The 22,095-nt window shown below is 46.0% G+C and carries 15 protein-coding genes; 13 read left to right on the top strand and 2 right to left on the bottom strand.

Annotation, left to right across the window (positions count from 1 at the left end; genetic code table 11):
* Positions 1-3: 3 nt before the first annotated feature.
* The 11 genes from ACESZH_RS02585 (at position 4) to pepT (ending at position 15,313) form a co-directional block, all read left to right on the top strand.
* The gene (locus ACESZH_RS02585; RefSeq protein ID WP_373216738.1) at positions 4-1,329 is read left to right on the top strand and encodes an ABC transporter substrate-binding protein; all 1,326 of its coding nucleotides are present in this window, start codon (positions 4-6) and stop codon (positions 1,327-1,329) included.
* 156 nt (positions 1,330-1,485) lie between these two features.
* Entirely contained in the window at positions 1,486-2,370 is an 885-nt protein-coding gene (locus ACESZH_RS02580; RefSeq protein ID WP_373216737.1) for a carbohydrate ABC transporter permease, read from the top strand.
* A gap of 14 nt (positions 2,371-2,384) precedes the next feature.
* Positions 2,385-3,224 carry a carbohydrate ABC transporter permease gene (locus tag ACESZH_RS02575; protein ID WP_373216735.1) on the top strand — a complete coding sequence of 280 codons (840 nt, stop codon included), beginning with the start codon at positions 2,385-2,387 and terminating at the stop codon, positions 3,222-3,224.
* 128 nt (positions 3,225-3,352) lie between these two features.
* Complete coding sequence (locus ACESZH_RS02570) at positions 3,353-4,630, top strand: ABC transporter substrate-binding protein (protein WP_373216734.1); 1,278 nt, start codon at positions 3,353-3,355, stop codon at positions 4,628-4,630.
* A 120-nt stretch (positions 4,631-4,750) separates the two neighbouring features.
* Entirely contained in the window at positions 4,751-7,387 is a 2,637-nt protein-coding gene (locus ACESZH_RS02565) for a hypothetical protein (RefSeq protein ID WP_373216733.1), read from the top strand.
* A 454-nt stretch (positions 7,388-7,841) separates the two neighbouring features.
* Positions 7,842-8,789, top strand: coding sequence for an ABC transporter permease (locus ACESZH_RS02560; RefSeq protein WP_373216732.1), 948 nt, complete (start codon positions 7,842-7,844; stop codon positions 8,787-8,789).
* Positions 8,790-8,791: 2 nt separating this feature from the next.
* Entirely contained in the window at positions 8,792-10,153 is a 1,362-nt protein-coding gene (locus tag ACESZH_RS02555) for an ABC transporter permease (protein ID WP_373216730.1), read from the top strand.
* An 18-nt stretch (positions 10,154-10,171) separates the two neighbouring features.
* Entirely contained in the window at positions 10,172-11,182 is a 1,011-nt protein-coding gene (locus ACESZH_RS02550; RefSeq protein ID WP_373216728.1) for an ABC transporter ATP-binding protein, read from the top strand.
* A 1-nt stretch (position 11,183) separates the two neighbouring features.
* Positions 11,184-12,197, top strand: coding sequence for an ABC transporter ATP-binding protein (locus ACESZH_RS02545; RefSeq protein WP_373216727.1), 1,014 nt, complete (start codon positions 11,184-11,186; stop codon positions 12,195-12,197).
* A 95-nt stretch (positions 12,198-12,292) separates the two neighbouring features.
* Positions 12,293-13,960 (top strand): peptide ABC transporter substrate-binding protein, encoded by a 1,668-nt coding sequence (locus tag ACESZH_RS02540; protein ID WP_373216725.1) that lies wholly within the window; start codon positions 12,293-12,295, stop codon positions 13,958-13,960.
* Positions 13,961-14,092: 132 nt separating this feature from the next.
* A complete protein-coding gene (pepT, locus tag ACESZH_RS02535; RefSeq protein ID WP_373216724.1) occupies positions 14,093-15,313 on the top strand; it encodes a peptidase T in 1,221 nt (406 codons plus the stop codon).
* A gap of 104 nt (positions 15,314-15,417) precedes the next feature.
* Here the strand turns inward: pepT and ACESZH_RS02530 are convergent, their stop codons facing one another.
* A complete protein-coding gene (locus tag ACESZH_RS02530) occupies positions 15,418-16,440 on the bottom strand; it encodes a hypothetical protein (protein ID WP_373216723.1) in 1,023 nt (340 codons plus the stop codon).
* Positions 16,441-17,104: 664 nt separating this feature from the next.
* Here ACESZH_RS02530 and ACESZH_RS02525 point away from each other — a divergent pair.
* Positions 17,105-17,920 carry a helix-turn-helix domain-containing protein gene (locus tag ACESZH_RS02525; RefSeq protein ID WP_373216722.1) on the top strand — a complete coding sequence of 272 codons (816 nt, stop codon included), beginning with the start codon at positions 17,105-17,107 and terminating at the stop codon, positions 17,918-17,920.
* Between the two features lie 19 nt (positions 17,921-17,939).
* Here ACESZH_RS02525 and ACESZH_RS02520 read toward each other — a convergent pair whose 3' ends face one another.
* Positions 17,940-18,821: a helix-turn-helix domain-containing protein gene (locus ACESZH_RS02520; protein ID WP_373216720.1), complete on the bottom strand. Its 882-nt coding sequence runs from the start codon at positions 18,819-18,821 to the stop codon at positions 17,940-17,942.
* 196 nt (positions 18,822-19,017) lie between these two features.
* Here ACESZH_RS02520 and ACESZH_RS02515 point away from each other — a divergent pair, with 196 nt between their 5' ends.
* Positions 19,018-22,095: a glycoside hydrolase family 2 TIM barrel-domain containing protein gene (locus ACESZH_RS02515; RefSeq protein ID WP_373216719.1), complete on the top strand. Its 3,078-nt coding sequence runs from the start codon at positions 19,018-19,020 to the stop codon at positions 22,093-22,095.

Here is a 22,095-nt window from a genome sequence, read left to right as displayed (position 1 = left end):
AAGATGAGAATAAAAAAAATTTGCAGTCTGCTTCTGGCAGTGGTAATGGTTTGGGGAATGGCAGCCTGCGGCAGCAGACAAAAGGATGGGCCGGATCTTGCAGAGCCGACGGAAGAAAGCGCATTGCCGGAGAAACAGACCATTACAATTACCTGGGCCGAATCGGATTCCACCCAGGTGGAGGTTATGAACGATTATGTCAAACCAGCATTGGAGAAGGCATTTCCTGAGATTACCTTTGAGTATACGGGAATTACCACCGGCAAGGGGAAGGCGCTGGAGACCATGAGTGCGACCGGCGAGCTGAAAGACATTTACTGTTCTGATTCAGGCATTTATGAGACTCTGCTTGCAGCAGGGGATTTTCTGGATCTGGCGCCTTATCTGGAGGCCGATGGATGGCTTGAGAAAAATTATGCCAATTTGTCTCTGCTTTACAGCAACGACACCATTTATAACGTAAGCTGCGGACAGAACGACTACTATACGCCGGTCATCTACTACAATGAAGATTTGTTCCGCCGCCTGGGACTTACAGAACCGGAAACCATGGATGAATTTCTGGAGGTTTGCCAAAGGCTGCTGGACAACGACATATACCCCATTACGATCAATACGTCTTTTGCGGCACAGTTTCTTCTGGACGCCCTGATCAGCAGCTATGACCCGAAAGCGCTTAACGATCTTCATGCCCGTAACTGTGAATGGACGGATGAAAGAATCGTGGAAGCCTTGAAGGTATTTGATGAACTGAAGCAGATGGGAGCATTTGCGCCCAATTCTGCAACAAAGGGAGACGCGGACTGTCTTGCAGAGTTTGCAGGGGGGACGGCGGCAATGTGGCCGGCCATGTCCTGGTATAACTATGATGTGGCTGAGGATAAGGTGAATTTCACCACAGGCACCTTTAACTGGCCCTCCGGGAACGCAAAGTATCCTACCGGATATCAGCAGTTGACCTGGGGCTCCGTATTCGGAGGCTGGGCGATTAATCCCAATACAGAAAATGTAGAGCAGTGTGTGGAGGTTTTGAAGGTGCTTCTGAAAGCAGAGGCACAGAGACATGCGGATAACGGTATCAGTGAAAATTTTATTGTGGAGAATGCTGCAAAACCGACCAATCCGGTAGAAGTTGAGAGGATGGAGGATTACGGAAAGGCGTCGGAGTACAGAACCCTTCTTATTATGACTGGTATGGATTCAGCAACGGTAACAGCGTATACCACCTGTTTAAGCAGGCTGGTGTCGGATGACGCGGGCTATCTGTCGGGAAATTTTATCCGGGATTTTGAAGATATCTGGAAACATAATACAAAGGCAGCAGATTAAAAGGTGTGACTTCCACCTCCAGTATGTATCATACGGTAGTGGGATATGGCTTTCGGTAAAAAAACTAAAAATAATGCCCTCACTGCAAAAATAATGCCCCCTTTACGGAATGAGCTGATTCTATAATAGAATCAGCAAAAGAAGGAGGTATTGGAAATGAAGAGTTTCTATACAAAACGAGCAAAGCTTGTATTTTTATTGCCGGGATTCATCCTATTTACTTTATTTGTAACCTATTCCATCATTCCGTGCTTTATCATGAGCCTTCAGAATCATAATGGAGCCACATCACTGGGATGGGTAGGTCTTCAGAATTATATTACAACCTTGAAATCCCCGGCATTTTGGGATGCCCACAAAAATACCTACTGGCTTCTGACGCTGGAGCTTGTGTTTGGTATCCCGGGTTCGCTTCTGTTGGCACTGATGCTGGACCGTGCAGGAAAGGTTGCAAAAGCGGTTTATCGTTTTGCAGCACTGTTCCCTATCGTTTTGTCCGTAACAGTTGTCGGTAAGTTTTTCGTACTGGGTATCTTTGATACCAACGTAGGTCTGTTGAACACAGTCTTAAATGCGGCAGGACTGGAGAATCTGACAAGATCCTGGCTGTCCAATCCGGATACAGTTATGACCTGTGTTGCAATCGCTTATATCTGGCAGTTTCTGGGAATGAACTCCTTATTGTTCTATACAGGAATCCGCTCCATCCCGGGCGAGTTTTTTGAGGCGGCCCTGCTTGACGGAGCCGGTTTCCTGAAGGCAAGCTTTTATATTACGCTGCCTCTTTTACAGGATGTATTTAAATACGTTTTGATCGGTGCCAGCATCGGTACCTTAGGTATGTATTCACAGCTTGCAGTTATGACAAAGGGTGGACCGGGAAGAGCTTCACGAACCGTGATCTACGAAATGTTCTACCAGGCATTTGAAACAAACCGTTTTGGATATGGTTGTGCTATTGCGCTGCTGTTCTTACTGGAATGTCTCTTCTGGGCATTTATCATCAATAAGTATGTTGCACGCGAACCGATTGAGTATTAAGAGGAGGGAATAACATGAAGTTGACAATGGGAAAAAAATTCGGCCAGAGAGTCAGAGATGCGATTCTGATCGTGTTTGCATTATTATTTTTGCTCCCCTTATATTGGATGCTGATATTATCCGTAAAGGGCGCCGCACAGGCGGCAAGTGATCCGTGGGGAATCCCCGCAGAGCTGCATTTTGAAAACTTTTCAGCAGCATGGAACCGAATCAATATTCCGCTGCTGTTAAAGAACAGTTTTATTTATACGGCAGGTGCTCTGGTGCTTTGTCTGGCGCTTAGTGTGATGATTGCTTATGCCATTACCAGAATGCGCATGAAGCATGAAAACCTGGCGAGAATGTATTTTACCATGGGTATGCTGATTCCGGTTTCTGTATTATTGATCCCGGTTTATCGGCTGGTAATGGATATCGGGGCAAAGGGTACTTATTGGTCATTGATCCTGCCCTATGCGGCGTTTTCCATGTCCAGTGCAGTACTGATGATCTGTGCGTTTTTCAGAAGCATCCCCATTGAGATGGAAGAGAGCGCGGCATTGGACGGCTGCGGCGTTTACCGTACATTTTTCTATATTATGATGCCTATGGTAAAGCCGGCGCTGGCTACCCAGGGAATGCTGATCTTTATCAATAACTGGAATGAATACGCTCTGGCAAGTATCCTGGCTATGGGAAAAGAAATGAGAACCATTCCCCTTGCGCTGAACCTGTTCTTTGGGCAGTTCGACCTTACCAACTGGGGCGAGGTTGGCGCGGCAGTTACCATCACCTCTCTTCCGGTTATTATAGTGTTTGTTCTGTGCAACAAACAGATCGAGCAGGCTATGGTAGGCACTTCAGGGCTGAAATAAAAAGGTGCGATACCAAAAATATTGAACCATGAGCAAAAATAATGTTCCCATGGAACGGATATGGGAAGATACAATAGGAATATGAAATAACTTAACGAAATCTCTTAGGAATAAGGAGGAAATGATCTATGAAAATGAAAAAAATCACGAGCCTTCTTCTGGTTGGGGCGATGACACTTGGTATGACAAGCGTTGTAAGCGCAGAAGAAGCAACCAAAATCCGCATTTTATGGCCGGAGACAGACTCCACACAGGTGGATGTTATCGAAAATTATATTCAGCCGGCATTGGCAGAGCAGTTCCCGGATATCGAATTTGAGTATATTCCGGCAAACCTGAACCAGGACAGCCCGCTGAAAACTATGAGTGCAGCAGATGACCTTCCGGAAATCTGGTACACAGACGGTGGCTCTGTAGATGCGATCGTAGCAGCAGGTGATGCATTAGACGTGAGCAGTTATGTAGAAGCAGACGGATGGTTAGACGAAAATTACAACAACCCAAGCCTTCTGTATAACGGCGATGCAATTTACTTCCTGACACCAGGGCAGAATACATACTATTCACCGGTATTCTATTATAACAAAGGAATATTTGATGAAAATGGAATCGAAGTTCCCACAAACATGGATGAATTTGTAGCAGCGTGCCAGAAGCTGGTAGATGCAGGCGTTACTCCAATTACAACCGCACAGTGGGTATCCTCTTACTCTCTGATCGATGGTATTATCGCATCCGCAGATCCGGAAGCATTTAAAGGACTGAATGCCCGCACGACTAACTGGACAGACGACAGCGTTAAGGCTGCACTGGGATATTTCGATCAGTTAAAGACCATGGGTGCTTTCACCGCAGATATTCCGAACAAGGATGATGCAACTGCTTATGCAGAATTCCAGTCCGGAAAAGCAGCTATGATTTTTACTTACTCCTGGTTTAACGGCGACATGGTAGAAGAGAACCTGGGATTTGAGGCTGGCTCCTTCAGCTTCCCCAACGCTTCTGATGATTATATTCAGTTGATTTTCGAGCCGAGAAAAGGTAACGGCGGCGGATATACCTGCAATGCAGACTATGACGATCCGGAATTACTGGTAAGTATCTTAAAGGTTATGTTAAACGCAGAGTGCGAACGCCACAATGCAAACGGTGTGAGCACAAACTATATCGTTGAGAACCCGGCGCAGCCTGCAAATGATTTTGAAACCGCAAGATTTGCAGATTATGACAGAGCAGAAAGCCAGATCAGTGTTCTGGAGCAGGGCCAGATGGATGGTGTTACCATCGCAGAGTTTACAACATTGTATAACATGCTGCTCTCTGATGACCAGGGTTACTTATCTGAGAACTTCATTGAGGAATTCCAGCCAATCTGGGAAGCAAACACATATGGTCCTGCGGAATAATGGATTTATAAAATTATAGTTCGACAGAATAATGGATCGTGAAGGGGGTTGCTGCAAATGCGGCAGCTCCTTTTTACTGGGAAAGTCCTATAAAACATTGATCATGTGAAAGGAGAAATTATGCCAAAAATTAAAGAAATATGGTGTATCTGTCACAGCCATTTTGATCTGGGCTATACACATCCTCAGCCAATGCTGATGGAATTGCAGGAGGATTTTATTGACCAGGCAATGGAACTGTGCCGGAAAACGAAGGACAATCCGGAGGAGAGTCAGTTTCGGTGGACATGTGAAGCAACTTATCCGGTGATGAAATGGCTGGAGGATGCAGAACCGGAGCGGGCGGAGGAATTTATACAGCTTGTCAAAGAGAACCGGATCAGCGTGGCAGCACTGCCCATGCACACCACGCCCTGTGTTACTTCCGGAAAACTGGTGTCTATGATGAGAGATTTGGATGATTTGAGAGAAACTCTGAAAAATCCTATTCATACTGCAATTACTCATGACGTAAACGGGCAGCCCTGGACATTACCACAGGTTTTACTGGACAGCCAGGTGGATTTTTATATGACGGGAATCAACATTCATTTCGGAGGAGTTCCTTTTCAGCGCCCCATGGCATTTTGGTGGGAAACGCCGGATAAGAGAAAACTGTTAAGCTATGTGGGAGAACATTATTCTTTGTTCAGCCAGCTTTTTTATACCTGTGAAAACGATACGAAGAGGATGCATGAGGGAATCGAAGAATACCTGAGACATCTGGAGGAGCAGAATTACCCGTGGGATTTTGTTATGCTGACAGCGACGAACCCGCCGATGTATGATAACAACTGTCCGGACTGGAATCTTCCGGAGTTGGTGAAGAAATACAATGAGGAAGGCCATGAGGTAAAAGTACGTTTTGCAACTCCGGAAATGTTCTATGAGAAACTGTTAAGCATGGGCGAGGATACATTCCCGGTTCACAGAGGCGACTGGACCGATTACTGGAACTTTGGAAGCGGAAGCAGTGCAAGGGAGGTGCGGGTAAACCGACTGGCACAGAAAACACTGGAAAGCTTTGACGTACTGGAATGTATGAATGGCAGAAATAGTAAAAGAAGACAGAGGCTGCGTGAAGAGGCAGGATGGAAGAGCATTCTGTATGACGAGCACACATGGGGCGCTTCCCAGGCAATTTCGGACCCCCATGATTACGAAAGCCAGAGCCAGTATATACATAAATGCAAGCTGGCCTATGAAGCAGCCGATCTGGCAGGATATCTTCTGGCAGGAGAGGTGGAAAAGCTGGAACAGAATCCTTACCAGTCGGAGTATGTGGAAGGAATTACGGTGATCAATCCCACCGGAGTTACCCAGAACATTGACCTGGTGCTGCCCAGGGAATGGAAAAACAAGGAAAGCCAGCTCAGCGGTGTCCGCGCGAAGCGTTATATCCCTTATATCAACCGGACAGGGGAAAAGGAATATTTTGCTCACGAGAACCAGGCGTGGATGGGAACGGCAAAGGTGCCGCCGTATTCCTATCAGGTGATACCATTTACAGATATTGAAAAATACCTTGTACCCTGTGAGGGACTGAAAAAAGAGGCTGGCAAAATCGAAACGCCATATTATGAGGTTTCCATCTGCGAAAGCACCGGGCGAATCCGGCAGATTTTTTCCAAAAAGAGAAACCGGAATATTCTGGATGAAGCCAGCCCCTGGTCCTTCTTTGAGCTTGTGAGAGAGACGGTGGACGAGAGATACCAGACCAATGGCAGAAAGGCAATTTTTCCCCGTGATGTGGATAAAGGAAATTACAGCATCAGTGTATGGCAGCATGATTGGAAGGCGAAACGTGTGGGAGCAGACCGTGTTGCAGGCTGGAATGTGGAGATAAAATCTGACAGGGCAGAGCTTACCTGGACGTCGGAAATGCCGGGAACAAAATGGGTAGAGCAGACGGTGGTATTTTACGGAGACCGAGAAGAAATTGATTTGAAGGTGAAGCTGCACAAGCTTCCGGTGGAAAGCCCGGAAGCCTATTATCTGGCGTTCCCTCTGAAGCTGTCTGCGGACTGGTCCTGTGCGTATAACACAGCAGGTCAGTATGTAATGCTGGATGAGGAGCAGCTTGGGCATGTGTGCAGAGATTTTGTGACCGTAGATAACGGTGTGGTATTGTATGATGAGAAGGTGTGCTACGGCTTATGCGCCTTTGAGGCACCGCTGGTACAGATCGGGGATTTCCATTTCGGACAGGAAAACAGACAGATTGAGCGGAAAGAGAATCCGCTGCTTCTGGCCTGGCCCTTAAATAACTACTGGGATACAAACTTTGTAGCAGCACAGTCTGATGTAATGGAGTTTTCCTATCGTTTTTACTGCAAGGAGAGCTTTGACAAAACCCAGATGTGGCAGGAATTTACCAGAGGAGAAATGCGGGGACTCATTGGCGCGGCTGTCTATGCGCAGCAAAAGACCGTGAAGCTTTTAGAGGCGTCCCAGGAGGGCGTCGTGACCAGAATCTATCCGGCGAAAGGGGAAAAGAATTCCTTTATTTTGCAGATGAAAAATCAGGAATCTACAGGGAAGGAAGTGTCGATACGTTTTCCGGCATGGAAGAGCTTTCGCGCCGATCCGGTCAATATGCAGGAAAAAGAGACAGGAGCCTGGAAAAAAGAAGGAGAAGAAGTCAGTATTTCTTTGAAACCGGAGGAACTGATTCTGGTGAAGGTGACCGGCGTTTCTGAAAAAGATTTTAGCCAGTAAGTAAATGCAAACCCGGGACCGCCCTCTGTGCGCCAATGACGCACACTTGACGATTGATATAGGACTTTCCAGGATTTTCTCTTGCTTAAAGCGATGAAGTGTGATATAATCCTTGCATATTTGAGGGAATCAATAAAGTAAGGAGGGGAAGAGGATATTGGCGCTGGTCGTGGTAAATGAAGGCCGGCGAGTTTAAATTTAGGCGATTATAAATATACCCTGGCGCATTGCCTGAGACGATAATTACATAAATCCATCTTCTTTTATACAGCCGAGTACGGACCCAAGAATTTTATAGATAAGTATGTAAACAGTCTTTGAAAAATCGTATTTTCGGAGACTGTTATTTTGTTCGCTTTGCAAAATATATCTGACAAAGCTTTTTGTGCGGAAGGCTGAATCATAGAAGCTGGAATACCGGACGCCAGGAAAAATACGATTAGGATGTGAGAATATGGCTAAATATTTTGCAAAAAGATTGGGAATGGCACTGCTGACAATCCTGCTTGTGGCCTGTGTAACGTTCCTTTTGATGAATGCAGTGCCAGGAAGCCCCTGGTTAAGTGAAAAGACACCATCAGAGCAGACTCTGGCGGCGTTGAATGCGAAATACGGACTGGATAAGCCAGTTCCGGTTCAGTTAGTAAAGTATCTTGGAAATCTTCTTCACGGTGATTTCGGCGTATCTCTGAAAATGCAGAAAAACCGTGCAGTTTCAAGTATTATTGTAGAAATGTTTCCAATATCTGCAAAAGTAGGTGCGCTTGCGCTCCTCTGGGCAGTGGTGGTTGGTGTGCCCCTGGGCTGCCTTGCGGCGTTTAAACGTGGTAAGCTGACAGACAGTATTCTCAGAGTAGTCTGTACGGTTGGTATTTCCATGCCGAGCTTTGTAGTGGCTTCCGCTCTTCTGGTTGCTTTTGCGGGCGGGCTGGAAGCACTGAAGATCTTTCCGACTATTTTTGACGCCTCGTTGGGCTGGCGCTCCTATGTGCTGCCGTGCTTCTCTCTGGGATTTTATCCAATGTGCTATACAGCTCGTCAGACACGTTCCGCCATGCTGGATTCCTTGAATCAGGAATATATAAAAACAGCAAGGGCAAAGGGTCTGAAAAACAAAAAGATCATTTTTAAACATGCGCTGAGAAATGCCCTGATCCCGGTCATTACTTATCTGGGACCGCAGGTTGCGTTTACCCTTTGCGGCGGTTTTGTTGTGGAGAGTGTTTTCTCTATCCCGGGTCTTGGACGTTACATGGTACAGTCCATTCAGAACCGTGACTACCCTGTGATCATGGGAACTACTATTTTTATGGCTAGTTTCGTCATAATCATGAATCTGGTAGTGGATATCCTTTATAAAGTGGCAGACCCGAGAATCAGTCTGACGAAGGGAGGAGAATGATCGTGGCAGAAGAGAAAAAAATGAAGCGCTGCCCTGTCAGCCTTCAGCCGGATATTGAGTCTTTATTAACGGATTTGTCTGCGGATGATTTCAGCCCGGCTTCCAAAGCGGAGAAGGACGATTTTATCCAGGACCGTCAGAGCGTATCCTATTGGAAGGATGCGTGGCGGAGATTAAAAAAGAATGTTGTGGCAATGGTAGCGCTGGGCGTTATTATTTTCCTGTTTTTGTTTGCATTTTTAGGACCTGTTCTGGTTCCATACGGCTATGAAGAGTTTAACTCCGGTGCGGAGAATTTATTCCCGTATCATTATACGCTGGAGGATCAGCAGCGCGTTGACGAGGAAATCGCAGCGAGAACACAGACAGCAGTTGTGGATGTGGACGAGCTGATCGCCCAGGCAAAGGCAGAAGCAGAAGAAAAGGGCGAGAAGTTTACAAAAAAAGATGAAGCAGTGCTGAGAGCCCAGGCAAAGGTCGCTGCAAAAACTACTTCAGAGGATACAGAGGAAGCCGGGAATACTGACCCGGACGCTATCCGGAAGGAACTGGGAATTAAGAAGCACCTGTTCGGCTATTCAACCAAGGAGTTGGAGCGCAAAGCTGCAGGTGAAAAGGTATTCCCGCATATTTTTGGTACAGATATGTATGGACGCGATATTCTGGTACGTGTTATGTACGGCGCCCGGGTATCCATGTCTGTAGGCGTATTTGCTGCAATTCTCGTGTTGATTATCGGTGCAGTGTACGGTTCTATTTCCGGGTACTGCGGCGGCAGGGTCGATGCGGTGATGCAGCGTATTGTGGAGCTGATCTACTCTGTGCCGGAAATGCTGGTAGTTCTTTTGATCGCAACGGCAATGAAGCCGATTTTGACAGAATATGTAAATTCAGGCGGCGGCGGACCGATGAAGTCTTTTGTCTCAGTCCTCGGTCCGAACCTGATCTCCATGTTTATTGCATTTGGTATGCTGTACTGGGTAACGATGAGCCGTATTATCCGTGGTCAGGTGCTCCAGTTGAAACAGCAGGAATATGTGACAGCGGCCAGAGCGCTGGGAGCTTCCGGCGGTCGTATCATCCGCCGTCATCTGCTTCCAAACTGTATCGGACAGATCGTTGTTACCACCTGTCTGCAGATTCCGTCGGCTATTTTCCTGGAATCCTTTTTATCATATCTTGGTGTTGGTGTGTCTGCGCCGCTGCCAAGTCTTGGCTCCATGGCGACCGATGCGCTGAGCGGTATGTACACATATACTTATCGACTGATTGTTCCGTCAGTTGTGCTCAGTGTTATGATTCTGGCATTTAACCTGTTTGGAGACGGTCTGAGAGATGCCTTGGATCCAAAGCTGAAAAAGTAAAGGGAAGGAGTACATAAAATGTCTGAACAGAATAATAAAAAATTATTGGAAGTAAAAGACCTTAGAGTCTCCTTCTTCACTCCCGCCGGCGAAGTAAAAGCTGTAGGCGGAATTTCCTATGATCTGAATTATGGAGAAGTTATGGGTGTGGTAGGAGAGTCCGGTTCCGGAAAAAGCCAGGAGGCTTATTCCATCATGGGTCTTCTGCAGTCACCGGGAAAAGTCATCGGCGGTTCCATTACTTTTGAGGGACAGGATGTGCTTTCCTTTTCACAGGATGAAATGACTGCATTCCGGGGAAATAAGGTCGCTATGATCTTCCAGAACCCCATGACATGCCTGAATCCGGTATATACGATTGGGAACCAGTTAGTAGAAGCGCTCCGCGCCCATGATAAAAAGATCAGCAAAGCAGATGCCGAAAAGCGCGCCATGGAAATGATGGAAATGGTAGGCATTAATAATGTAGAAAAACGTATGAAGCAGTATCCCCATGAGTTTTCAGGCGGTATGCGCCAGCGAGTTATGATCGCCATGGGTCTGATCTGCCATCCTCAGCTTCTGATCGCTGATGAACCGACCACAGCATTGGATGTTACCATTCAGGCACAGATACTGGATCTGATGAAGGACCTGCAGAAAAAGACAGGTATGGGAATCATCTTTATTACCCATAACCTTGGCGTAGTGGCAGATATCTGCGATAAGGTATCCGTTATGTATGCGGGAAAAATCGTGGAGCAGGGCCCTGTAGATGATATTTTCTATGAGCCTGCCCATCCGTATACAAAGGGACTTCTGCGTTCTATGCCCCGTGTGGATGCCGAGAGCTACGAGCGTCTGATCCCTATTGAAGGAACACCTGTAGACATGCTGAATCCGCCTGAGGGATGCCCTTTTGCACCTCGGTGTGAAAGCTGTATGAAAATCTGTCTAAAGAAAATGCCGCCATATGTGGAAGTGAGCGAGAACCATCGTTCTGCATGCTGGCTGCGCGTACAAGAACAGATCAACAGGGAGGAACAGTAAGATGGCAAAAGAAGAAAAAAATCTCCTTGAAATAAAAGACCTGAGAAAATATTTCCCCATCAAAGGAGTAAAGGGACCGGGAGTACAGGCGGTTCAGGATGTTTCACTTTTTATAAAAAAAGGAGAAACGCTTGGTTTGGTAGGGGAGTCCGGCTGCGGTAAGACGACCCTTGGAAGAACCATTCTGCGGCTTTATGAACCTACAGGCGGAAAGATCATTTATGACGGAGTGCCGATTTATGACAATCCGCTGGGGCCGGACGGACAGCCGCTGGGCAAAGCGCAGGCCGTAAAAATGCTTCCATACCGCAGAAAAATGCAGATTATTTTCCAGGATCCGTCAGCTTCTCTTGACCCTCGTATGACAGTAGGGGAAATCATCGGAGAAGCCATTGATATCCATAAACTGGCTTCCAGCAAAAAAGACCGTGCGGATATGATCAAAGAGCTGCTTGGACGTGTCGGGCTGAATACCGAACATGCCAACCGATATCCTCATGAGTTTTCCGGCGGTCAGCAGCAGCGTGTGGGTATTGCCCGTGCGCTGGCAGTAAAACCGGAATTTATCGTATGTGATGAGCCGATTTCTGCCCTGGACGTATCCATTCAGTCACAGGTTGTAAACATGCTGGAGGATATGCAGCAGGAGCTGGGACTGACTTATTTGTTTATTGCACATGACCTGTCCGTTGTGCGTCATATTTCCAACCGTATCGGCGTTATGTATCTGGGATCTCTTGTGGAGCTGGGCGAGAGCTATGAGCTGAACCGGCATCCGATTCACCCATATACCCAGACACTGCTTTCAGCAGTTCCGGTACCGGATCCAAAGCTGAGCCGCACAAGACAGAGAATCATTCTGGAGGGAGATGTGCCAAGCCCTATGAATCCGCCAAGCGGCTGCCGCTTCCACACCAGATGTCCTTATGCAACAGAGCGCTGCAGCCAGGAAATGCCGAAATTCAAAGAGCATGAGCCAGGGCATTGGGCTGCCTGCCATCTTTTGGATAAGTAAAAATTGTGATTAGGCTCAGATAGAGCTTGATTATAAGTTAAGATTTCGGTAAAATAAGAAAGAAATCTGACACAAATAAAAAGGAGGATGATGTAATGAAAAAAACAAAAAAACTGATGTCTCTGGCATTGGCTGTTGCTACGGCAGCAACTCTTGGAGTTGGGACACCTGTATTTGCTGAGGATGGGGGGGCTGCTTCTGAAGGATTTAACCTTTCAGTTTGCCTTGCATCTGAACCTCAGAGTATTGACCCGGCTTTAAACTCTGCAGTTGACGGTGCGATCATGATCAACCATATGTTTGAAGGTCTGACCAAATGGGTTGACGACGGCGAAGGAAATGCAATTACTGCACCTGGACAGGCTGAGTCCTGGGAAAAAGTTGTAAATGATGATGGTACTGTTACTTATACCTTCACATTGCGTGACGGAATTAAATGGTCTGACGGTCAGGATGTAACCGCAGGCGATTTTGAATATAGCTGGAAGCGTCTGGCAAATCCGGAAACCGCTGCTGACTATTGCTACATGATCGACATGGTAAAAGGCTATGCAGAAGTTTCCGAGGGAAGCGCAGAGCCGGATACACTGGCTGTAAAAGCAATTGACGAGAAGACTCTGGAAGTAGTTCTGACATATGACTGCCCATATTTTGAAGAGATCATTGCATTCCCGGCAACCTTCCCGGTTCGTCAGGATATGACAGAAGGCAATGACGAGTGGACATATGATACAGCAACTTATATCGGCAACGGACCATACAAGATGCAGGAGTGGACTCATAACGCATCTATTACAGTTGAGAAGAATGAGAATTACTACGACTATGACAACCTTGGACCGGATACCATCAAATTTACCCTGTTAGATGATAACAATGCAATGCTTGCAGCTTACAACAGCGGCGAGCTGGATTTCATTGAGAACCTTCCGGTTGATGAGCTTCCGAATTATCTGGCGTCCGGCGAACTGGAAATCGGAGACTATATCGGAACCTACTATGTATGCTTTAACACAGAAGACGAGATCTTCTCTGACGCAAGAATCCGTAAGGCATTCTCCCTGGTAATCGACCGTAACTATATTGTTGAGAACGTTTCCCAGTCCGGTGAAGTTCCGGCAACAGGCTTTGTACCGGCAGGTATCAATGATGCAGAAGGTGCAAGCGGAGACGACTTCCGTACTGTAGGCGGCGAGTATTACAGCGTTTCTGAGGAAGATTACGAAGCAAACTGCGAAGAGGCACGCGCTCTTCTGGCAGAGGCTGGCTACCCGGATGGCGAAGGCTTCCCAACTGTTGAATACTTATACAATACAGATGACAAGCACAAAAAGATTGGTGAGGCTCTTCAGAACATGTGGCAGGAGCAGCTTGGCGTAACTGTAAATCTGGACAACCAGGATTGGAACGTATTCCTTGCAAACAGAAAAGAAGGTAACTATCAGATCGCTCGTAACGGCTGGATCGCTGACTACAATGATCCTTGCTCTTTCCTGGATATGTGGTATACTGACGGCGGAAACAATGATGCACAGTATTCCAACGCAGATTACGATGCACAGATTGACGCAGCAAAAGCAACTTCCGTACAGGAAGAGCGTATGACAGCATTCCACGCAGCAGAAGATATTCTGATCGGTGAAGACAGCGTACTGGCTCCGATCTACTTCTATACACAGCCATATATGCTGGCAGATGATATCGAGGGTATGTATTATACACCACTTGGATACTTCTTCTTTGGATATACAAGCCAGAAATAAGTATTCTGCAGGGAGCTGTCTGAAGCCCTGAATATATAAGATTCTCCCGGCTGTGCAGCCTGTATCGGGCTGTAGCCGGGGGAATCTTTTTTTCCTAAAAAAGACATCAGGATGGAGAAGGAGAACGAGATCATGCGAGCATATGAAAGATTATTAGATTACGCCAAAGTATATACCACAAGTGAGGACACAAGTGAAGCTGTGCCGTCCACTGAGAGGCAGTTTGTACTGGGACGGAAGCTGGCAGAGGAACTGAAAAGCTTAGGAGTAAGCAATGTGCGGATAGATGATAAATGCTATCTATACGGAGTAATCCCAGCCACGCCCGGAATGGAGCAGGCACCGAAGATAGGTTTTATTGCCCATATGGATACAGCGCCGGATTTTTCCGGGGAAAATGTAAACCCGCAGATTATTGAGGATTATGATGGAAAAGATGTGGTTTTGGGAGTCAGCGGACGTATCCTGTCTGTAAAGGATTTCCCGCATTTGCCATCCCTGAAGGGGAGAACATTGATCACCACAGACGGCACTACCCTTTTAGGAGCAGATGACAAGGCTGGTGTAGCCGAAATCATGACTCTGGCAGAGGAGATTATAAAAGAGGAAATTCCCCATGGAACCATTTGCATTGGTTTCACCCCTGATGAAGAGATTGGAAGAGGTGCCGACTATTTTGACGTGGCAGGGTTTGGCGCGGACTATGCCTACACCGTAGACGGCGGTGTGGAAAATGAAATCGAGTACGAGAATTTTAACGCAGCAGGGGCAAAAGTAGAATTCAGCGGCTTTTCTGTCCATCCGGGAAGCAGCAAAGACACCATGGTCAACGCTGCTTTGGTGGCAATGGAATTTAACGCCATGCTCCCGGCAGGAGACACGCCTAGAAATACGGAAGGGTACGAGGGCTTTTTCCATCTTTGCGAGATGAGCGGCGATGTGTCAGATGCAAAACTGGAATATATCGTTAGAGATCACGATGCGTCCATGTTCCGCTGCAGGCTGGAGACGCTGCGCCATGCAGAAAAACTACTGAATGAGAAATACGGCCAGGGCACCGTAACCCTGACGATCAAAGAACAATACCGTAACATGAAAGAAAAAATCGAGCCATGCATGCACCTGATTGAAAATGCCAGCCTGGCAGTACAGGAGACTGGTTTACAACCGGTTACTGTTCCCATAAGGGGCGGCACGGACGGTGCAAGACTGTCCTTTATGGGCCTGCCGTGCCCGAATATAGGAACAGGCAGCTATGCCTGCCACGGACCATTTGAGCATATTACGGCAGAAGGAATGGATGCGGTCGTAAAAATACTGAAAGGGATCGTGCGTTTATACGCTGGGCGCTGATAAGAACAGAGAGATAAGATCGTCCTGGAAGCTAAGGCTTCCGGGACTCGGTTTTCGTTAAATCGCGACAGAAGGAAAAAAGATAGCTGTAGGACGGTATAGGCTCATGTGACGGAAAAATCAAGGATTTGAGCCACTTCTTTCTCAGATATACGGCATTCTTCTGCAATCGCCGCATCATCAAACCCCATTGATTGCAGATAGTAAATCCTTTTGGTAAGTTTAATACCCTTTTCCAGGCCGAGTAGTTGCCCTCGTTTTTCCCCTCGTTTCTCACCACGCCTTATACCGCGCCTTTCGCCACGTTTTTCGCCACGTCGTTCTCCTTCATGAATCATATCCTGAATTGCCTTGCACATATTAACACCTCCAGAGTCTGTCATACAGGTTGACTTTATATTTTTTAGTTCCGGGGAATGGGACATGACGCGGATAAGTTGAAACGCGTCCTGTTCCAGATTTTCAAACTGCTTCTGATTGGCCCGCACATAGGCGGTCAGATTCTCACGGCTCTCTGTGTTTTGCAGAAAGCCGAAGACCACCTGCAGGTCCGTGCGGAAGCGTTCAATATTCTGGAAGCGGCGCACCTCTAGAACATGGATGGGATAGTCTGCAATAATATTCCGGAGATTTTTCGGTATTCCATCCATATTCAGCATGGAGCTGAGATTCCGTGGGCCGTCCCAGGGTTTCTGCCCAAAGTATACTACGATCGTAGCAAGAGGCATAAGACGGTCTTTGGAGGAAAAACCGGAAAGATATTCCGCTCCCTTAAGATCCCGCTTTCTTTTGTGTTCCCGGGCAATCCTGCGCCATTGTTTATGATAGCCCGCTGCTTCTTCATTCATGATGCGAACGGGCATGGCATAGTGGATATCGCTTTGATTTTGCAGAATGATCATCATGATCTTCAGGTGAACCTGAAGGTATTTGACCACATCCCGTACCACAGCCTGCGCATTTGAGCCGTCAGTCATCTTTTGTATTCTCGAAACCTTGCTGTCGGATTCCCTGAAATCTTCAGACCGGATAATTTCGCGTCCTTCAAACAGGTATCCATTTATCAAATCCGCAAAGCGTTCATTATCTTCAAAGTAATCAATAGAAATAATATCCTTATCTGACATGGAACCTCCCTTACCTGGCTGAGAGATGTCAGAAATACATAGAAGAACATTATGTGCTAAAAATATTATACAAAAATATATTCCCTAATGCAATAAAAACATCTCTCATTAATTAGAACTAAGTGGAAAATTTGACCGAATGGTCTGGTGACACAAAATGAAAATGTGTAATGATTTTTTATTATAAGGTTCCAATACGCTTGTGTCAACAAAAAATTATAAAAACGGCGATCAGTGACATAGGAGGGATATCAGTCAGAGGGATACTGACCAGGTCGTCAATGTTTGCGTGAGGGGAATGGTACGGTATAAAGGGGCGGTTCACATTTTGAACCGCCCCTTTTCGTGCATTTTGTTTATATTTTAAGCAATCCCGTATATGGACAATTTTGTATTTCAGATTATAAAATTTCAGTAAAGAAAAAAGACCATTTCCTGGAGAAGTGGCCTTTTCAGTGAAAAGACTTATTGGAAACTGTTACATGTGATAGGCGCATTTAAAGTAATCTGCGTAGAAGTTCATCACATATTTCATATACTCTGCAAATTTGTTCATCCTGTATCCCTCCTTTCTTTATCTTACAAGTGCATTATAAAACAAGAATCCGGGGATTACGTGCCAAATGACAAGAAAAAGTAGCCAAAAGTTGCGGGAGGTAGGCTGGTGATTCCTTTATATGAAGAAAGAAAAGAAAACCTGTATGTGATTCACAAGCTTCTGAAGCATACACCGCCCCATCTGCACAATTCCATGGAGCTTGTATATGTGATGCAAGGAGCATTGGAATTCGGTGTAGGGAAGGAATTATTTCATATGGAAAAGGGCGATTTTGCCATTGCTTTTCCGGATGTGATCCATCATTATCAGGTTTTGTCGCCAGGGATAAACAAAGCCATTTGCATACTGGCAGCCCCAGCTCTTGGCGGTCAGTTTCTGGATGAACTGCAGAAATACTGTCCGGAAGACCCGGTGATCAAAAAAGAAAAGCTGCATTCTGATATTTCCAGTGCCGTCAAAAGCCTGGCAGAAGAAACTAAAACACCTGTCCGGGATACCGTGGTGGAGCAGGCATACGTTCAGATCATTCTTGCAAGGAGTATGCCTTGCTTTCACTTTATTGAGAAAAGCAGCATTGGCAGCGACGATATTATTTATCAGACTGTGTCTTACATTGCGAGGCATTTCCGGGAAGAGCTGTCCCTGGAAAGCATGGCAAGGGATCTGGGTGTCAGCAAATATGTCCTGTCCAGAGTCTTTTCCGGCACGTTTCACAGAAATTTCAGCCAGTATGTAAATGAGCAGAGATTGAATTACGTAAGCACAATGCTGGAATGCACCAACCAGACGATTACGGAAATATGTATGGACGCTGGCTTTGAAAGCCAGAGAACCTTTAACCGTGTATTCCAGGAGAAATATAAAATGACGCCCAGAGAGTATCGGAATCTCTGCCGGGAAAAATATCTCGTCCAGTCATGAAGTGCAGGAACCGCAGCCTTTACAGGGTGTGGTTTTGCTGGATCGCCTCTTCTTTCATCTGATTTCGGAATTCGGAAGGAGACATTCCGCACTGCTTTTTAAAAATCCTGCTGAAATACAGTGGATTTTCATATCCTATTATATTGGAAATTTCAGATACATTATAGGCGGTCGTTTCAAGAAGCGTCCGTGCATTGGAAATCCGCAGTGAGAGAATATACTGCGCGGGAGTAGCGTTTGTATACTCTTTAAAATTGCGGATGAACCAGCTTGTACTCATATTATGGGATGCAGCATAGTCCTCAATGCTGATAGCCTTGTGGTAATTAGCATGAAAATACTGTACCGCGGCATCAATCTCATTCATAAGAAAGAAGCTCTTTCCCCGGGGCTTGCTGAGGATCACACGGTGGATCATGATCAGAAGCTCCCGCAGATAACTGACAAGCATTTCTTCATAATCCTCTTTACACAGCTTCAGCTCCTGGATCATCAGTAAAAACAGCCGTTTATATTCCAGTGATGTTCCGGTGTGAATGACATGTACATCATCTGCGATTCCGTACTTCCGAAGAATATTTTTTACATTGTTGCCAGTGAAATGGACCCAGTAAACCTCTGTCTGGTCTACCCCGTAATAATAGTATCGCTGTTCCTCCTTAGGACGGTAGAGCACCATATTTCCGGCAGAGATGACCTCTTCTTTTCCATGGAAATAAAAATGGGCTTTGCCGGAAGCAATATACAGAATCTGGTAATCCAGCCTTCCGCGGGGACGGTGGGTAGGAAGACGGTTTTGGGTATACAGGTGATAGGTTCCGCAGCTTCCTACAAAAAGAGGATGCTTTTTATCCTTGAAATCCAGCCTGGAATTATGCCAGTATGCAGAATCGATATACATAAGGGGCCACCTCCTTGCAAAACTATACAAAGTCAATGAATAAAATTTGTGCATATTTTACGATAGGGTAAATTATGTACATTTTTTTCGGTTGAATTTCTAAAATTATATCATTTTGTGCATATTTTGTCTAATGCGGTTTATATGGATTTCCAACGGGAAACTATATAATTAGAAAAAACAGGAGGGTGTGAAAATGATTGTACCAAGATACTATGAAGACCTTCATGTGCTGCACGAAAATACGCTGCCCAACCGAAGCTACTATATCCCGGCATCAAAGGCAATGTATTCCCTGGCGGAGCACAGAGAAGAGTCTGACCGTTTTCAGCTTTTGAATGGGGAGTGGAAATTCCGCTATTATGACAGTATTTACAATCTCCAGGAACCGTTTTTCGGTACGGAATATGATGTAAGCCAGTTTGACGATATCCCTGTTCCAGGAGTATGGCAGAATTTCGGATATGATATACATCAATATACGAATATACGGTATCCGTTTCCCTTTGATCCGCCGTATGTGCCTCAGAATAACCCCTGCGGTGCGTATGTATACGATTTTGAATACAGAAAATGCCCGCGGGCACCGAAAGCATATCTGAATTTTGAGGGTGTGGATTCCTGTTTCTATGTGTGGATTAACGGAAAATATGCAGGTTACAGCCAGGTATCCCATTCCACCAGCGAGTTTGACATCACAGATCTTCTCCAGGAAGGAAAAAACCGTCTGGCGGTTCTGGTGTTGAAATGGTGTGACGGAAGCTATCTGGAGGACCAGGACAAATTCCGTGTTAGCGGAATCTTCCGGGATGTGTATATTCTGAAAAGACCGGAAAACGTAATTTTCGATTACTTTATCAAAACAGAACAGACCGCCGGACATGCGAAGGTTGAGACAGAGATCCATTACCTTACCAGTGCAGTTCCAACTAAAATTACATTATATGATGCAGAAGGAAATAGAATCGGCGGTTGTGAGACAGAAAGGGACGAAGACCGGGAAAACGTAAATATTCAAATGGATATTGAAAACCCTGTGTTATGGAATGCTGAGAATCCATACCTGTACAACATAATATTTGAAACAGAAAACGAAGTAATTACGGATCAGGTGGGAATCAGAGAGATTTATATTGAAAACAAAGTGGTTTACTTTAACGGAAAGCCCATTGTATTTCATGGAATCAACCGGCATGACTTTGATCCTGTGACTGGAGCTGCAATCAGCATCGATCAGCTCAAGAAGGATCTGATAATGATGAAGCAGTATAATTTCAATGCGATCCGTTCCAGCCATTACCCCAATGTCCCGTATTTTTACCAGCTTTGCGACCAATATGGTTTTTACGTTGTGGATGAGGCGGACAATGAAAGCCATGGCCCTAGTGAGATTTATTACGAGGACAATGATTTTGCCAACAAGAGTAAGCGGTGGAATGAGGCGATTTCCGACAATCCTGATTATATAGAAGCAACACTGGACCGTGTAAAGCGATGCGTGGAGAGAGACAAAAACCGCCCCTGTGTGGTCATCTGGTCTATGGGAAATGAATGCGCCTACGGATGCACCTTTGAGGAGGCTCTGAAATGGACAAAGGAATTCGACAATACCCGGCTGACCCATTTCGAAAGCGCCCGTTACCACAGCGATAAGCGGAAATATGATTTTTCCAATCTTGATCTGTTCAGCAGGATGTATCCGCCTTTTGAGGAGATTGACGAATATCTGGAGGATGATCCGGACAAGCCCTTTATTCTGATCGAGTATTGCCATTCCATGGGCAACGGCCCCGGGGATTTTGAGGATTATTTCCAGATTTTCCATCAGCAGGAGATCATGTGCGGAGGGTTTGTGTGGGAATGGTGTGACCATGGGATTTATCATGGGGAAGCGGCTGACGGAAGAACCAGATACTATTATGGAGGCGACCACGGAGAGGACGTCCACGACAGCAATTTCTGCATGGATGGCCTTGTGTATCCGGACCGCAGACCTCATACGGGACTTTGGGAATATAAAAATGTGTACCGCCCTGTGCGGGTTGAGTCTTTTGATGAAGAAACAAAGATGGTTACCTTCCACAGTTATCTGGATTTTACCAACACAGAAGAATTGCTTTCTGTGAAATATGAGGTGTCCTGCGATGGAAATGTTACGGAGCAGGGTGAGATAGATACATTGCGCGTGGAACCGGGACAGTCCGTGGACATAGAGCTTCCTGTTTCTATTCCGAAAAAAGGCAAAGTGTATCTGAAAACCTCCTATTATTCAAAAAAGGAGACTGCGCTTGTTCCCAAAGGACACTGTCTTGGTTTTGACGAGATCCCATTGAAAAATGAGGATGGAAGAAACCAGCTTGTACTGGAGATATTGAATCATTCCTGCCGCGGAGAGAAGGATATTGAAGTGGAGGAAAATGATTTTGCCATTGTTTTAAAGGGCGCTCAGTTCCGGTATTGTTTAGACAAGCGCACCGGGTTATTTACGGAAATGGAATATGACGGTGAACAAAAGCTTCAAAAGCCCATGGAAATCAACATCTGGCGTGCACCAACAGACAATGATATGTATATCAAAGCAGAATGGTACCGCGCAAGATATAATAAAACATCCGTAAGAGCTTACGATGCGGCTGTGGAAAAGACGGACGATCATGTATGTATTCACTGCCATATGTCTCTGTCCGCGGATACTGTTCAGCGGATCCTGAACATGGACACGGTATGGACTGTTTATGAAAACGGAGAGGTGGATCTTTCCATGTCCGTAGAAAGATGCCCGGAATTCCCTATGCTTCCCAGATTTGGAATCCGGCTGTTCCTGGACAGCAGGCTGGATCAGGTAACCTTTTGCGGAATGGGTCCCATGGAAAGCTATCGTGACAAGCACAGGGCAGCCAGCCATGGCATCTACTCCATGAAGGTGGAGGAAATGCACGAGGATTATATCAAGCCCCAGGAAAACGGCAGCCATTATGACTGTTCTTATGTGATGGCAGCGGGAGAAAATCATGGACTTGCGGCGTTCAGTCAAAAGGAATTTTCCTTTAATGCTTCTGTTTACACTCAGGAGGAGCTGACCTTGCGGAAGCACAACTTTGAGCTGATTCCCAGCGGAAATACAGTTTTGTGTCTGGATTATGCACAGAGCGGCATTGGCTCCAATAGCTGCGGTCCGGAATTATCAAAAAAATACAGGCTGGATGAAAAGGAATTTCGGTTTAACGTGCGGCTGATCCCCTACAGTATCGATAAAATGAGAAAGGAAAAGTAA

Source organism: Ruminococcus sp. 5_1_39BFAA (assembly GCF_964240875.1).
Taxonomy (GTDB): domain Bacteria; phylum Bacillota; class Clostridia; order Lachnospirales; family Lachnospiraceae; genus Blautia_A.
Note: the sequence above shows the minus strand (reverse complement) of the source record. Positions and strands in the feature narration are given on the sequence as shown.

Coding starts and splice junctions, on each gene's coding strand:
- ACESZH_RS02585 (WP_373216738.1), top strand. CDS start 4: ATGAGAATAAAAAAAATTTGCAGTCTGCTTCTGGCAGTGGTAATGGTT.
- ACESZH_RS02580 (WP_373216737.1), top strand. CDS start 1,486: ATGAAGAGTTTCTATACAAAACGAGCAAAGCTTGTATTTTTATTGCCG.
- ACESZH_RS02575 (WP_373216735.1), top strand. CDS start 2,385: ATGAAGTTGACAATGGGAAAAAAATTCGGCCAGAGAGTCAGAGATGCG.
- ACESZH_RS02570 (WP_373216734.1), top strand. CDS start 3,353: ATGAAAATGAAAAAAATCACGAGCCTTCTTCTGGTTGGGGCGATGACA.
- ACESZH_RS02565 (WP_373216733.1), top strand. CDS start 4,751: ATGCCAAAAATTAAAGAAATATGGTGTATCTGTCACAGCCATTTTGAT.
- ACESZH_RS02560 (WP_373216732.1), top strand. CDS start 7,842: ATGGCTAAATATTTTGCAAAAAGATTGGGAATGGCACTGCTGACAATC.
- ACESZH_RS02550 (WP_373216728.1), top strand. CDS start 10,172: ATGTCTGAACAGAATAATAAAAAATTATTGGAAGTAAAAGACCTTAGA.
- ACESZH_RS02545 (WP_373216727.1), top strand. CDS start 11,184: ATGGCAAAAGAAGAAAAAAATCTCCTTGAAATAAAAGACCTGAGAAAA.
- ACESZH_RS02540 (WP_373216725.1), top strand. CDS start 12,293: ATGAAAAAAACAAAAAAACTGATGTCTCTGGCATTGGCTGTTGCTACG.
- pepT (WP_373216724.1), top strand. CDS start 14,093: ATGCGAGCATATGAAAGATTATTAGATTACGCCAAAGTATATACCACA.
- ACESZH_RS02530 (WP_373216723.1), bottom strand. CDS start 16,440: ATGTCAGATAAGGATATTATTTCTATTGATTACTTTGAAGATAATGAA.
- ACESZH_RS02520 (WP_373216720.1), bottom strand. CDS start 18,821: ATGTATATCGATTCTGCATACTGGCATAATTCCAGGCTGGATTTCAAG.
- ACESZH_RS02515 (WP_373216719.1), top strand. CDS start 19,018: ATGATTGTACCAAGATACTATGAAGACCTTCATGTGCTGCACGAAAAT.